This is a genomic window from Duganella sp. sic0402, assembly GCF_019219065.1.
Taxonomy (GTDB): Bacteria; Pseudomonadota; Gammaproteobacteria; order Burkholderiales; family Burkholderiaceae_D; genus Rugamonas.
In genome coordinates, this window is sequence record NZ_JAHUWK010000001.1 from 1183648 (window position 1) to 1198222 (window position 14575).

The 14575-nt window shown below is 63.2% G+C and carries 10 protein-coding genes; 5 read left to right on the top strand and 5 right to left on the bottom strand.

The window, feature by feature from the left end:
* Window positions 1-77 precede the first annotated feature (77 nt).
* Window positions 78-422 (top strand): energy transducer TonB, encoded by a 345-nt coding sequence (locus KW842_RS05150; protein WP_218302975.1) that lies wholly within the window; start codon window positions 78-80, stop codon window positions 420-422.
* Between the two features lie 7 nt (window positions 423-429).
* Here the strand turns inward: KW842_RS05150 and KW842_RS05155 are convergent, their stop codons facing one another.
* A complete protein-coding gene (locus KW842_RS05155; RefSeq protein ID WP_218302976.1) occupies window positions 430-1251 on the bottom strand; it encodes an EAL domain-containing protein in 822 nt (273 codons plus the stop codon).
* Window positions 1252-1407: 156 nt separating this feature from the next.
* Between KW842_RS05155 and KW842_RS05160 the strand changes: the two genes are divergently transcribed.
* Window positions 1408-2211, top strand: coding sequence for a class II glutamine amidotransferase (locus KW842_RS05160; protein ID WP_218302977.1), 804 nt, complete (start codon window positions 1408-1410; stop codon window positions 2209-2211).
* Here the strand turns inward: KW842_RS05160 and KW842_RS05165 are convergent.
* The gene (locus tag KW842_RS05165; RefSeq protein WP_218302978.1) at window positions 2208-2738 is read right to left on the bottom strand and encodes a GNAT family N-acetyltransferase; all 531 of its coding nucleotides are present in this window, start codon (window positions 2736-2738) and stop codon (window positions 2208-2210) included. The genes KW842_RS05160 and KW842_RS05165 overlap by 4 nt on opposite strands.
* A gap of 222 nt (window positions 2739-2960) precedes the next feature.
* Here KW842_RS05165 and KW842_RS05170 point away from each other — a divergent pair, with 222 nt between their 5' ends.
* From KW842_RS05170 to KW842_RS05180, 3 genes are all read left to right on the top strand, one after another.
* Window positions 2961-3980, top strand: coding sequence for a sulfate ABC transporter substrate-binding protein (locus tag KW842_RS05170; RefSeq protein WP_218302979.1), 1020 nt, complete (start codon window positions 2961-2963; stop codon window positions 3978-3980).
* Between the two features lie 83 nt (window positions 3981-4063).
* Window positions 4064-4285, top strand: coding sequence for a molybdopterin-binding protein (locus tag KW842_RS05175; RefSeq protein WP_090178885.1), 222 nt, complete (start codon window positions 4064-4066; stop codon window positions 4283-4285).
* Window positions 4286-4554: 269 nt separating this feature from the next.
* Window positions 4555-5439, top strand: coding sequence for a serine hydrolase (locus KW842_RS05180; RefSeq protein ID WP_218302980.1), 885 nt, complete (start codon window positions 4555-4557; stop codon window positions 5437-5439).
* Window positions 5440-5468: 29 nt separating this feature from the next.
* Here the strand turns inward: KW842_RS05180 and recD are convergent, their stop codons facing one another.
* Genes recD through recC form a run of 3 tightly spaced genes read right to left on the bottom strand, consistent with a single transcriptional unit; the run spans window position 5469 to window position 14540 of the window.
* Window positions 5469-7433 carry an exodeoxyribonuclease V subunit alpha gene (gene recD, locus KW842_RS05185; protein WP_218302981.1) on the bottom strand — a complete coding sequence of 655 codons (1965 nt, stop codon included), beginning with the start codon at window positions 7431-7433 and terminating at the stop codon, window positions 5469-5471.
* On the bottom strand, window positions 7426-11115 hold the full coding sequence (gene recB, locus KW842_RS05190) for an exodeoxyribonuclease V subunit beta (protein ID WP_218302982.1): 3690 nt from the start codon (window positions 11113-11115) through the stop codon (window positions 7426-7428). Before recB ends, recD begins: the two co-directional genes overlap by 8 nt.
* Window positions 11112-14540 carry an exodeoxyribonuclease V subunit gamma gene (gene recC, locus KW842_RS05195; protein WP_218302983.1) on the bottom strand — a complete coding sequence of 1143 codons (3429 nt, stop codon included), beginning with the start codon at window positions 14538-14540 and terminating at the stop codon, window positions 11112-11114. The genes recB and recC overlap by 4 nt, the downstream gene beginning before the upstream one ends.
* Between the last annotated feature and the right edge of the window lie 35 nt (window positions 14541-14575).

The window sequence follows — 14575 nt, forward strand, 5'->3', positions numbered from 1 at the left end:
GCATATATGGTGCGTCGCAGTATAGTTCAGCTGTACCCAATAAGTTGTCCCGTCGAACTAATTAACTGGAGCCTACCATGATCACCATTATCCGTTCTGTTATCGCCCTCGGCCTGATCGCCCTGTCGACCATCAACCCAGCCAGCGCAGCTGCCGCTGACACCCGTCTGGCTAGCGGCGAGTGCGATGCCCCATCGTACCGCAACACCTGGCAAGACGACGAACTGCAAGGCAATGTCAAACTGGCCGTGCTGGTTGACGCCAAAGGCAATGTGCAAGAAACCAAAGTCATCTCGTCGAGCGGCCACATCGCCCTGGACAAAGCATCGCTGCGCGCCAGCACCGCTTGCAAATTCCAGCCAGCCGCCAATGGCGCAGAGCCAGTCTGGGCCCAAGTGCAATACAAATGGGTTCTGAACTAAGTGCGTGTCATGCTGCCCACCGCGCCGGCGCCTGTAGCAAAGCCGAGCGCGGTTCGTCCAGCAGATAACCTTGCACCAGCAACGATACACCTGCGGCCGCGCCCAGTTCGCGCAGAGCCGCTAGGTGTTGCTCTGTCTCTACCCGCTTGAATACCAACGCCACCTTGGCGGCAGCGCAACGCTGCAGCAACTGATCCAGCCCTTCCCTGTCCTGCAATTCGCGCGCGTCCAGCTTGAACACATCCGGCCGCAGACGATCCAGCACGCCCAGCGCATCGCGCGGACTATGCACATTCACCGCAAACCGGAAACCGTTGCGGCGATAGTTATCCGATACATAATTCAACAGCCAGCCCTGCTGCGGCGTCGCCGTCGGCAATTGCAGCACCACCCTGCTCAGCGGCAGCTCCAGCGCATCCAGTATCCGCCGGAACGCGTGGCCGTGATTGCTGCTGACCGCGCTGAGCAGCCGGTCATGCACATTCAGATACAAATCAGCCTGTGAGTCCGCCGCCTGGCGGAAGAAATTAATGGAGTGCAGCATGCGGCACAGACGGTCCAGCTCGATCGATTCATCGTCGCTGGCCGCATGGTCGAGCAGCTTCCACAGCGACAGGCCCTGGTCCTGCGCCGACACGCTGCGCGCCAGGCCTTCGTAGGCCAGCACCTCACCGCTGTCCAGTTGGCGGATAGGCTGGAACGCGCTGCTCATGGTGCAATTGAAAAACCGCCCTTGCGCCTTGCCCTCGTGATCGAGCCAGATGCTGGAAGCGGCGCCGGTGGCGTCGGATAGACGCGCCAGGTACTTCTGCAGGATGGGGAATGACATGGAACTCCTCTACGGGCACTAAGAATGTCGACAGCGTATGCCCGTGCGCGGCAAAGCAGAACGAATGCTTTCGCCTATGGATATGCCAAAACATTCCTTCCTACACTGGGGTGCGCGCTTTATCGTGAGGTCATCGTTTAACTGTCGCCGTCCACCATGTGCCAACTTCTCGCGATGAGCAGCCATAAACCCGCTGCGGTAGATTTTTCCTTTGCCGGCTTTGCCGAACGCGGCGGCCGCACCAGCGACCACAAGGACGGCTGGGGCATCGCCCTGCACACGCCGACCGGCTGCCGCCTGTACACCGATTACCTGCCGTCGATCCACTCGCCGCTGGCCGCGCAGTTCAAGCAAAGCCCGATCAAGGCGCGCAGCGTGATCGCGCATATCCGCAAGGCGACGCAAGGCCGCGTCTCGCTGGAAAACAGCCATCCGTTCACGCGCGAACTGTGGGGCCAGACCTGGTCCTTCGCCCACAACGGCGATCTGAAATTATTCGATCCGAATCCCAGCCTGTACGCGCCGTGGGGCGACACGGACAGCGAGCGCGCCTTCTGCCACCTGCTGTCCGGCCTGGCGCTGCGTTTTTCCAGCCAGCCGGAACGCCACCACCTGTACGCAGCACTGGAAACGCTGGCCGGCGAGATTGCCGGCCACGGCAGCTTCAATTTCATCCTGTCCAACGGCGACCTGCTGTTCGCCCATTGCAGCACCGACCTGCATGTGGTGGTGCGCGAATATCCGTTCTCGGTGGCGCACCTGATCGACTGCGACCTCAGCATCGATTTCAGCCGCCACAACCACCTGGACGACCGCATCGCCGTGATCGCCACCCAGCCGCTGACCTCCAACGAACAATGGACGCAGTTCAAGGCTGGCGAACTGAAGCTGTTCGCCGGTGGCGTGGAAGTGGGAGCGGCGCCGGAGCAGCGCCAGGAGAATTTGCGGGTGGCTTACTAGGCAGTATTACAGTTGCAGAATTTCTTGCGCTTGGGCGCATTGGGGCAGGTGGCGTCATCATCCAGCTGCTTCCAGAAGAATACCGTCTCCACGCCATACGGCGAGCGCACCAGGCCGGCGTCGATATAGCCGCGCTGGGCGAAAAATTCCTTGCCGGTCGCCGTACTATGCAGTTGCAGGGCTTTCACGCCCCAGCTACAGGCCTGCTCCTCCACCCGCTTCAGCAAGGCCTTGCCAACACCGTGACCACGCGCTTCCGGCAGCAGATAACACAGGGCCAGCTTGCCGGCGCCAGTCAGCAAGGCGACGCCGACGACGGCGCCTTCACTGATCGCAACCAGCGAAAAATTGGTTGGCGAACTGAACCAGTTAGCCACCATCTGCGGAGTTTTATTGCCTAGCCAGGCATCAAGGATGGCGGGATCGTTCTGATGATCCAGTTCGCAGCATTCCTTGATCGAACGGCGCAATACCGTGCACGCTGCCTCCGCATCTGTTGAAGCAGCAATACGAATTTCAAGACTCATGTAGGCTCACAAACATTACTTTTAGTGCTGGTAACGACTATACACCAAGCTGAGTTAGGCCGTCGGATGCTGCCAGACTAGAGGGTGGCCCCGCATTTGCCCACGAATGTTTTCGCAAAACCATATACGTTTTATACGTCTACATCTAAGCATATAACGAAAAATTCGTATCTTTTCCGGGCGAAATTTTACACCATGGATGTCTCGTTATTACGAAAGCTCATGATGACCACCAAAAATACGACGCGCCGCCTGGTACTCTCCTCCTTCCTGGCCGCTTCGGCCACCCTGTTCGGCCTGCCACAGGCGCATGCTGCCGACACCGTGCTGCTGAACGCCGCCTACGATGTCACACGCGAACTGTTCAAGGAAATCAACCCGGCCTTCAGCGCCCAGTGGAAGAAAACCACCGGCGAAACGGTCAACGTCAACCAGTCGCACGGCGGCTCGTCCAAGCAGGCGCGTTCGGTCGCCGACGGCCTGGAAGCCTCGGTGGTCACCATGAATCAGGCCAACGACATCGACATCCTGGTCGAGCGCGGCGCCGTTACGGCCGACTGGGCCAAGAAATTCCCGAACAACGCATCGCCGTTCTACTCGACCATGGTTTACCTGGTGCGCAAAGGCAATCCGAAACAGATCAAGGACTGGAGCGATCTGGCCAAGCCCGACGTCAAGGTCATCATCCCGCATCCGAAAACCTCAGGCAACGGCCGCTACACCTATCTGGCCGCCTGGGGCGCCGTGATCAAGAAAGGCGGCAACGAAGCCCAGGCGCGCGAGCTGGTCGGCAAGATCTTCAAGAACGTGCCCGTGCTGGACGCGGGTGGCCGTGGCGCCACCACCACCTTTACCCAGCGTGAAATCGGCGACGTGCTGGTCACCTTCGAAAACGAAGTGAACCTGGTGCGCGAAGAGTTCGGCGACAAGTTCGACGTGGTCTACCCTTCGATCTCTATCCTGGCCGAATCGCCAGTGGCGGTGGTTGACCGGGTGGTCGACAAGCGCAACCTGCGCAAGCAGGCCACCGGCTACATCAACTTCCTGTACAGCGAAGAAGGCCAGGAAATCATCGCCAAGCATTCGCTGCGCCCACGCTCGGAGAAGGCCTTCAAGAAGTACAACGCCAACTTCAAGCAGGTCAGCCTGTTCACCATCGATGACGTGTTCGGTGGCTGGAAAGCAGCCCAGGCCAAGCACTTTGCCGATGGCGGCGAGTTCGACAAGATTTATAACAAATAACAATATACGCAGAGATTCGTTCTCAAATGGCCAGCGCGCCCGTAATCTGGAGGCGTAGTAATTAACCAGATAAAGGAAGCGCGATGGCCATCTCTGAAATTAATGTACGTAATCAATTCCGTGGCAAGATCAAAGAAATCATCTTTGGCCCGGTGGTCTCGGAAGTCGATGTGGAAACCCAGCATGGCATCGTCACTTCGGTGATCACCTCGCGCTCGATTCAGGACCTGGACCTGAAGGTCGGCAGCGAAGTCATCGCGCTGGTGAAATCCACCGAAGTTTCCATCGCCAAAATCGGCAACTAGTAAAGAACCCGTCCCGGCTGCCGCCGCGGCCGGTCTACGGAAAAAAGCCCTGAGGACTCCCGTCTCAGGGCTTTTTTGCTTAAGCTGGGCTTAGGCTGAGTTAACTGCCAAAAAAAATATAAGAATCCGGGACTTACACACAATAGACGAGAAGCCACTTTAATGTTATTGTCTATCCCCTAGAGAATATTGCCGTATAGCCAGATTTTTTACGCGCGCCGCGTCGCCCAGACGTGTCCGATAGACTCCTTATTCCCTCATCACATACCATGCTCAAGAAAATAGTTGCTGTATTACTGAGTTCGTTTACTGCGGTGAGCTTCGCCGCCGTACCACTCGGTTCGCAGTCGGTGCTGGTGGTCGAAGACGCCACCGGCAAAGTGCTGCTCGAAAAGAATGCCAATGACCAGGTGCCTATCGCCTCGCTGACCAAGCTGATGACCGCGATGGTGGTGCTGGACGCCAAACTGGACATGAACGAAAAGATCGAAATCGACCGCACCGACGTCGATACGCTGAAGCACAGCGCGTCGCGCGTGCCGGTCGGCGCCAAGCTGTCGCGCGGCGACGTGCTGCAACTGGCGCTGATGTCCTCGGATAACCGCGCGGCCGCATCGCTGGCGCGCACCTATCCGGGCGGCGCACCGGCATTCCGCATGGCGGTGCGCAACAAGATCCGCACGCTGGGACTGACCCAGACCGTGATCGAGGAGCCAACCGGCCTGTCGCCGCACAATATGTCCACCGCGACCGACCTGGTCAAGATGGCATCGGCTGCGTCGGCCTACCCGGAAATCCGCCGCATCACCACCGACAAGAAAGACATCATCAACATCAAGGGCCGCAAGGTTGAGTATCACAACACCAACCGCCTGGTCGGCGCCAAGGGCTGGGACGTAGGCCTTTCCAAGACCGGTTATACCGAAGAAGCTGGCCGCTGCCTGATCATGCGCTTCAAGTCCGGCGGCAAGAACAACACCCTGGTACTGCTGAACGCCGGCGCCAACTCGGTGCGCCAGATGGACGCAGTCAAGATCCGCCGCCTGATCGCGGGTCCGGATGAAAAGGCTGAAAAACCGAAGGTCATGAAAGCTTCGGCCAAGACCAAGAAGAAAGCGGTCAAACAGACCAAGCGTGTACGCCGCGCAATGTAAGCAAAAGCCGGACTTGATGTCCGGCTTTTTTAATGGCTGAGCAGATTGCGTAGGCCGCTGGCACGCTGGGTGCGCTGGCCAATAGCATCCAGCAGCACCTGGCCATTCGGCGTGAGCAGCGTGAAGTAATCGCGGGCGCGGGTAATCCCGGTATACACCAGCTCCCTGGCCAGCATGCCGCCGCCATCCTTCTGCAGCACCATCGCCGTATGCGCAAACTCGGAGCCCTGCGATTTGTGCACCGTCATCGCAAACGCCGTTTCCACATTCCGCAAACGCGTGGCCAGCACGCTGCGCACCGTCTCGCCTTCCGAGAAGTAGACCCGCAACGCGCCCGGACGTGCCGGATCGGCCAGGGTCAGGCCGATATCGCCGTTGAAGACGCCGGTGGCGTAATCGTTGCGCGTGACCATGACCGGCCGGCCCACATACCATTCACCGCTGCGCTTCAGCAGACCGGCCGCCTGCAAGCGCTGCTCGATGGCGTCGTTGAGGCCAGATACGCCCCACTCGCCCTCGCGCACCGCGCACAGAATCCGGAAGCTTTCAAACGCCTTCAGCACCGACTTTACCCAGGCCAGTTGCGTCAGCTCATCCGCCTCGGACGGTGCGGCTTTTACCAGCGCCAGATAGCGCCGATAGCCACCCTCCGCACCCGGACGGCCACTCAGCGCCAGTTGCAGCAGGTCGGCGGATTGCGCCAGATCAGTCCAGGCCACCTTGCCTTCCTGCGCCTCGCGCAAGACCTTGACCGCCGCCGCCGCATCGCCGGCATTGACCGCCAGCGCCAGCGCGCCTATCGGTCCGCCGAAACGCCGGCTCTCGCGCAGCATCACGGTCTGCTGGGCGATGGGACCACCCTGCCCGGCAAAGTGTTCCGGTATCTGCTGGCCGGTGCTGGCATGCACATACGACAGCGTCTCGGGCAGATAGGCGCCTGCCTCGGCGTTGTGGCACAAATCGCCCAGCACCGCGCCAGCCTCCACCGACGCCAGTTGGTCCTTGTCGCCCAGCAGGATCAGCGTGGCGGTATCCGGTAAGGCGGCCAGCAGCGCCGACATCATCTCCAGGTGGATCATCGACGCTTCGTCGACAATCAACACATCCACGTCCAGCTGCTTGCCGGCGTTGTACTGGAAAGCGCGGGTGTCGGGCCGCGCGCCGAGCAGGCTATGCAGCGTGCGCGCGGCGCCCATGCGGGCAGCCAGTTCGCGCAAAGGCAGTTCCTCGCCGACCTTGTCCGCCAGCTCATCCAGCGCCGTATCGATCGATTGCTTCAGCCGCGCGGCAGCCTTGCCGGTCGGCGCCGCCAGCGCGACGCGCAAGCCGGATTGCCTCGCGCCCGCCGTGGCAAACAGCAGCGCCAGCAAACGCGCCACCGTGTAAGTCTTGCCGGTGCCGGGGCCGCCGGTGATGATGCCCAGCTTGCCGCGCATGGCCACCGCGCAGGCGACTTTTTGCCAGTCCACGCCACCGCCACGCACCGCATGCGGGAACAGGATATCCAGCCAGCGGCGAATCTCGCCGGTCTGCTGATCGTCATCCGCCGCCAGCACGCCGCCCAAGGCGCGGCCGCGCACTGCCTTGGCGACGTGCGTCTCGTCCTGCCAATAGCGGCGCAGGTACAGCCGCTCGCCATCCAGCACCAGCGGCTGATGATCGTCCACGCTATGCGCGGCCCAGACTTGACCGCAACGCAGCAGCAGTTGGCACCACGCGGCGCTGCTCTCCGGCCAGTCGCCGACGGTGGCGCGCAGATCACGCCACTCGTCGCCACTCCAGCCCAGCAGCGCGGCCGGGTCGGCGTTCAGCTCATCCAGCATCAAACAACTATGGCCGCGCCCCTCCAGCTCGGACAACAGCACGCAGGCCGCCATCAATTGCGGCGAACTGTCGCCCACCGAGGCGATGAACCGGGCAAAGGCGCCGCTCAATCGGCGCAATTGCCCGGCCTCGGTGAGCAGATCGACTTGCGCGAAAAATTCTTTATTCATTGCTTGCACCCAGCAGGCTATCCAGCCCATCCAGTAATTCCGGATCCGGCGCGATCCAGTAGCAGCCGCGTGTTTGCGTATTGCCTATGCCGCGCAGGAACATGAAAATCGCCCCGCCCAGCTGCGTGGCCGGATCGTAGGCGTCGCCCAGGCGGCTGTGCAGCAGCCGATGCAGCGCCAGCATGTAAATCGCGCCTTGAATATCGTAGCGATGCTCGGCCATCGCCGTGATCAGCGAAGGTTCGTGGTAAGCCGCATCGTTGCCACCCAGCGCATTCGACTTATAGTCCAGTATCCAGTAGCGGCCCTCGTGCTCGAACACCAGATCGCAGAAGCCTTTCAGCATGCCGTGCAGTTCCCGCTCCGGCAACGCCGGCCGCGCAGCGCCGCCCAGCAGGTGCTGCGCGCACAGCCGGTCCAGCGCACCGGTGGCCAGCCGCTCGCTGGGGAACCAGAACTCCATTTCCGGCAATGGTGCGGCGATGGCGCTCAGCGGCGCATTCAAGTGGGGCAGCGGCGTGCTGGCGATTTCGCGCAGCCAGGCCAGCGTGTCGTCCAGCCGATTGGCCCAGCCGGCGCGCTCCACGCGGCGGGTCAGGCGCGAGGCAAAGTTCTCATGATCGACCATCGCAAAGCCCTCTTGCCCCATCCACTCCAGCTGTTCGTGCAGGAAGTTACCTGGCACCGAGCCGCGCGGGAAGCGGTGCCATGGCGTGTCTTCCACCCGCGCCGGCATGGCGTTGACTGGCTGGCCATCGTCCTCCAGCAGCTTCTCCTGCAAGGCGTCGCGCGGCACAGGACCGGCCGCGCTGATGGTCCCGGTCGGGCCGGTGCGGCGCGCCAGCGAGCTGAAACTGCCGACCGACCAGTCGCGCTCGAAATGGCCGGTGTAATGCTGCGGCTCGCGCAACGGCGGACGATGTTCGGTGCGGCTCAGGCGCGTGAGCTGCTGCGGGTTCATCTCCAGCGTCGTGATGCGGATATCGCCACAATCCTGGCAAGCGTGCTGCCAGCGCTCCAGCATCAGGTCCGACGGCAGCGCCGCGCCGCCGGTCAGCAGGTAGCCTAGCGCGGATTCATGCAGCGTGTTGTCGCCCGCCTTGCGCGCCGATAGCGCGGTCACGCCCAGCCACAGGAAATGACGCGCGCGCGTCAGCGCCACATACATCAGCCGCAAGTCTTCCTGCAAGCGCGCCCGCTCGACCAGATCCATCGCGGCATCGGTCAGTGCCATATCGATCTGGCGCACGCCATCATCGTCGCTGTATTCGAAGAAGCTGCGGTTACGGCGTTCCACCTTGCGTGCAGTGACGGCGAACGGCAGGTACACCAGCGGGTATTCCAGGCCTTTGGACTTATGGACCGTGACTACCTTGACCAGCTCCGCGTCGCTCTCCAGACGCAGCACGCGCTCGTCGCCCGCGCCTTCGCCGCCTTCGATCTGCTCGGCCAGCCAGCGTATCAGTGCCTGTTCGCCATCCAGCTGGCGGCTGGCCGATTGCAGCAGCTCGGCCAGGTGCAGCAGATTGGTCAGACGGCGCTCACCGCCCACCTGTTGCAGCAGCGCCGCCGGCAATTGCAGCTCGTGGATGAAGCGGCGCAGCATGGCCAGCACGCCTTGCCGTTGCCAGATCAGGTGCAGTGCCTTCAGCTGCTCGACGCGCTCCTCCCACGCCAGTTCATCCGATGACAGGCGCGCCAGCTCGGCCAGCGGCAGGCCGGTGGTACGTGTCGCGAACGCCGCCCGCGCCAGCGCGCCATCGAGCGGATTGGCGACGGCGGACAGCCAGCGCAGCACATCGGCCGCCTCTTCGCTGTCGGTGACGGAATCCTTGTCGGACAGGTAGACGCTCGGCACGCCGCGCCGTTGCAGCGCGCGACGGATAGCGGCGGCCTCCTTGCGGTCGCGCACCAGTACCGCAATATCGGCCGGCTTGAGCCGCTCGAAGGCGTCGCCCGCAAAGCCGGTGCGCTCATCGTTGAGCCGCGCCACGATGTCTTCAGCGCAGTAGTACGCAAAGAATTCGCGGTAACTGTCGGCCTTGAGGTCTTGCGTGGCGCTGCATGCCAACACCAGTGCCGGCACGTCGCCGCTGGCATCAACCATCCGCTCCTTGCGGCCTTGCGCACCAACCGCCTCAAATGGCAGCGGATTCTCGCGCGTTTTCGGATCGCGGAAGCGGAAGGCGCCACGCGCAAAGCCTTCGCCGGGAACACGCCCCTCGGCGTTGAGGAACAGATGATTGACCGCGTCCACCACCGGCTTGGTCGAGCGGTAATTGGTGCCCAGCTGGTAGTGGCGGCCAGTCGTGGCGCGACGCGCCGATAAGTAGCTGTGAATGTCCGCGCCACGGAAGCCGTAGATCGACTGTTTCGGATCGCCGATCAGGAACAGGCCGGTTTCCGTATCGTTGTCAGCCACGCGATACAGCGCATTGAAGATCTGGTACTGGTTGGGCGCTGTATCCTGGAATTCATCGACCAGCGCCACCGGATACTGGTCGGTGATGCGCTTGCGCAGCGCGGCGCCGTTTTCGCCTTGCAGCGCGGCGTTCAGCCGGTCCAGCATGTCGGCAAAGCCGAACTGGCGGCTGCGTTTCTTCAGTTCAGCCATGCGCGCGGCGACTGCGGCGGCGGCGTGACGGTACAAGGCATGCGACAGCGGTTCGATCTCGGCCAGCGCATTCTTCAAGGGCTGAGTGGCATCGAAGTCTTCCGGCGCAACGGCACTGAAATGCTTGGCCGATGCATCTTCCAGCCCCTCTGGCGTCAGACGGTTCCAGGCGGTGTCCGAGATATCCGGCCGGAACATGGCCGGATTCTGCGCCCACTCGCGCAGCCCGTTGAACCAGTTGAGCAGCGAATCCGGCCGCATCTTGTTACCGTTGAAGCACTTCGGATCGACGGCGCGATGCTGAGCGATCCATTGCTCCATGCGGTTGGCGCGGTCGTACCAACCGGCCTTGAGTTCAGCCAGCTGCGCCTGTTGCTCGCGCTGCACCTCGGCGATCAGCACGCCCAGCGATCCACTGCCGGACTCGCCGATGATATCGGCGCGCTTCACCAGTTCGCGGATCGATCGTTTGAGTGCGCCCACATCGCCCCAGCAGGACAGCAGCGCTTCCAGCGAAACGGCGTTCAGCGGATAGACCTGCTGACGCCAGTAGTCATGGGCGGCGTCTTCAAACAGCGCCTGTTCGTCGCTGACCAGTTCTTCGTCAAACAGGCTGCCGCTATCGAACGCGTGCTCGCGCAGCATGCGCTGGCACCAGGCGTCGATGGTGAAGATGGCCGCTTCGTCCATGGTTTCCGCCGCGAGTTGCAAACGGTGCGCGGCCTGCTGCTGGGCGCTGTGGTCGGGATAGGACTCCAGAATCTGGTCCAGATACGCATCCGGCTTCTGGTGTGGCGCCGGTTCGCGGAAATACGCCGCCGCCTCCACCAGCCGCTCGCGCACACGGTTGGACAGCTCGCGCGTGGCCGCGCGGGTAAAAGTCATCACCAGGATATCGGCCGGCAGCAGCGGACGTTTGTAGCCGTTTTCGCCGCCATGCCCCAGCACCAGCCGCACGTACAGTGCGGCGATGGTCCAGGTTTTGCCGGTGCCGGCGCTGGCTTCGATCAGGCGCGAGCCATGCAGCGGGAAGGTCAGCGGCGCGAGTTGATTGGCGATGTTGCTCATGCCGCATCCTCGCCTTCGATCTGGGCCACTGTGATAGATTGATCCATCCAGTCTGCCAGTGGCCCATACAGGGCCTGCGACACATCATGGAAATCCGGCTCGGCGTTCAGCGTCGAAAAGTCCGGCCACATGCGCCTGAGGCACAAGTCCTCATTTTCGCCATGCGTATCGAAGCCGCCGTCATACACCGCGCGCGGATCGCCTTCGCGCACCAGCGCCAGCGCGGTCTTGCAGGCAGTCGGCAATGGCCGGTTCATGCCGTCACGCCACAGGCAGACCAGCTCGCGCAAGGCTTCCTGCGCCTGCTCCGGGTCCAGCGGCTGCATGGTAACGATGGCGTCGCGCGCAACCAGATGGCCGGTGACCTGCATGCCGGTGGCGGATATCGCAAGTTGCCGCAACCATGCGGCAATCAGCTTGTCGCCGCGCGGCTTGCCCTGCTTGTCGGCGACGCGCGAGGACATCTGCGCCAGCCAGACGGTGTCGTTGCCGTTGCTGCGCAACTGGTCGATCCAGTCATCCAGCGGCACGCCCGCCAGGACCAGGTTCAGCGCCACTTTCGGTGCCGGCAGGCTGTAATGCTGGCGCAGCGTGAGCCAGGCGCAGCGCACCGGCACCAGCGCGTCTACCAGCTTGTCCTGGTACTGCTGGCCGATCAGTCCAATCGGCAGACGGCCTTCGCGCGCCAGCCGCTCGGCGCGCTGGGTCAGCTTGTCGTAGACTTCTTCGATCAGTTCTGGCGTTTCGTCGTCGTCCAGCAGCGTATCTTCCAGCACGTAGCGCTGTAGCGCGTCCAGCGAGAACGGTTCCTCGTCTTCGCCGACCAGCGCGGCCTCGCCAAACATCACCCCCAATCGCTGGCGGAAAAAGAAACGCACCGGCTGACGGACAAAGTTGTGCAAGCTACCCAGCTTGAGGCGGAACTTATCGTCGATGTCGAACGGCGGCAGTGCGGCCGCCTCCATCGCGCCTCCCTCTTCGCCGTGCGCTTCGCGCCACTCGCGCGCATAGGTCAGCAGGCCGCCATCTTCAAAATAGCGGCGGCTGAACGGCTGCAAGGCGTGTTCGGTAGTGCGCGCGTGCAGGTCCAGTTGCCAGCCGCCAGCCAGATAATCGCGCAGCTGCGACACCAGCACCGACGGCGGCTGCTCGCTGTTGTCGCGCACATTGCGGCCGACCCAGCTGATATACAGCTTGTCGCGCGCGGCCAGCACCGCTTCCAGCATCAGATAGCGGTCGTCATCGCGGCGCGAGCGGTCGCCCGGCCGCGCCATGCCCGGCTGCGCCAGCAGGTCGAAGTCGGCTTTCGGCGCGCGGCGCGGGAAGTCGCCGTCATTCATGCCCAGCAGGCAGACCACGCGGAACGGCACGGCGCGCATCGGCATCAGCGTGCAGAAGGTGACGCCGCCGGACACAAACTGGTGGTTCAGCGTCGGCTCTGCCATCAGGCCCAGCCAGGCTTCGCGCAGCACCGCCAGCGGCACCGCCTCGTCATAGCCAGCACCTTCGCAAGTGTCCAGCCATTTATTCAATGCGCTATCCAGCTCGCTCAGCGTGAGTCGGTCGCCCTCTTCGTTCGGTTTGAAGAACGCCGCCAGCAGTGCACGCGCCTGCACGCCCCATTCGGCCGGCGAGCGCGATTCGGCCAGCACCGCGCGCCAATGCAGCAACGCTTCCACCAGCTGCGCCAGCGAACCGGCCAGCGCCGCATCCAGTCCGCCAACTTCGCCATACGGCTCGATGCCGGCGAAGCTGCCGCCGCTTTCGCCGCCATTGCCGCTTGCATAGCCAAGCAGCATGCGGCGCACGCCGAAGATCCAGGCATTCTGTTCACCGGCCGGGCCTAGTCCCAGGCCGCTGCGGTGCTGCTGGTCCAGCCCCCAGCGCACACCCGAACCTTCGATCCAGCGGCCCAGCGTCGGCAAATCTTCTTCATGCAGGCCGAAACGGTTGGCCAGCGCGGGCACGTCCAGCAGATCGCGCACTTCGCTCTGGCGGCAGCGCTGCTGCGGCAGGCGCAGCAGCCATTCCAGCGCCACCAGCAGCGGATTGACACTGCGGTCGTTGACATCGCCGATTTCAAACGGGATGTAGCGCGCGTCGTTGCGGCGGTGCTGCGCAAACACGGCGTGAATCGCCGCGGAGAAGGTGTCGATGTCCGGTACCATCACCACCACATCGCGCGGACGCAGCGGGCGGCCGTCACGCTCGGCGTCGGCAAACATCTTCAGCAATTGGTCGTGCAGTACTTCCACTTCGCGCTGCACGCTGTGGGTGACGTGGAATTCGATCGAGCGGTCGCTGTCCGCTGGCGCAATGCCCGGATGCTCGGACAGCGGCAGCAGCTCGCGCACGGCGGCTTGCACCTGCGTCAGCAGGGTGTCGCCGTCGCCTTCGCTGAACAGGTCCACGCGCAGCAGCGCCACGTCGTCGTTCTCGGCGGCGTGGGCTTGCGCGGCCTCGTCGAATTCATCCAGCATGCGCACAAAGTCGCGGCCTTGCCGCCCCCAACCCGCCAGCAGCGGATGGCTGTGGGCGTGCAGCTCCTCCAGTGGAATCTGGCCCAGGTCCTGGCCGTTGCGCAGCTGCTGGCGGCGGTGCGCGCTGCGCAGCAGGTCGCGGCCTTCGATGATGTCGCCCCAATAGTATTGGCAAGGGTTGGGCACGGCCAGCAGCACCTGCGTGTAGCGGGCGATGGACGCCAGCGCTTGCAAGGTCTGAAACGGCAGCGCCGACACGCCGAAGATCACCACCCGGCGCGGCAGCCAGCCCTGCGGCTGTTCGCCGGCGGCGCTGGCGCGCACGAATTCGGTATGTACGGTGGCGCGTCCCAGCTCGCGCTCATGCGGCTCGACGTCGGCAATCACGGCGCGCCACAACTGGCCCTGCCAGCGCTGGTCTTCCGGCAGCGGCGTCACGTCGCCGCGCGCGTTGCGCAGCTGGTCGCGGCCTGCGGCCCAGTCATCCAGCCAGTCGGCCCGGTACACCTGATATTGGTCGAACAAGTCGGCCAGACGCTCCGCCAGTTGCAGCCGGCGCTCCGCCTCGCCATCGGCCAGGAAGTGGCGCAGCGGCGCGAATACCGGCTCGGCCAGCAGCGTTGGCAACAGCCGCATCAAACGCCAGGTCAGCGGTCCTTTGTCGAATGCGGAAACGGGCGGCACGCGATCGCGTCCGAGCATGCCGCGATAGGCGTCCCACAGGAAGCGCGCCGGCAGCGCCACGCGCGAGGCGGCGCAGATGCCGATTTCCTCGGCCAGCGCGATTTTCAGCCATTCAGCCACGCCGTTGGACTGCACCAGGAAGATTTCCGGCTCCAGCGCCCCGAGCGGATGATTGCGCAGCCATTGGAATACGGCGGCGCGCAACTGTTCCATCTGATTGCCGTGCAAAATCAGCAGGCCGGGGGTGATGCCAGGGTGCATAGGACTCTTTGCTGTGATCGAAGCCGTATTATCGC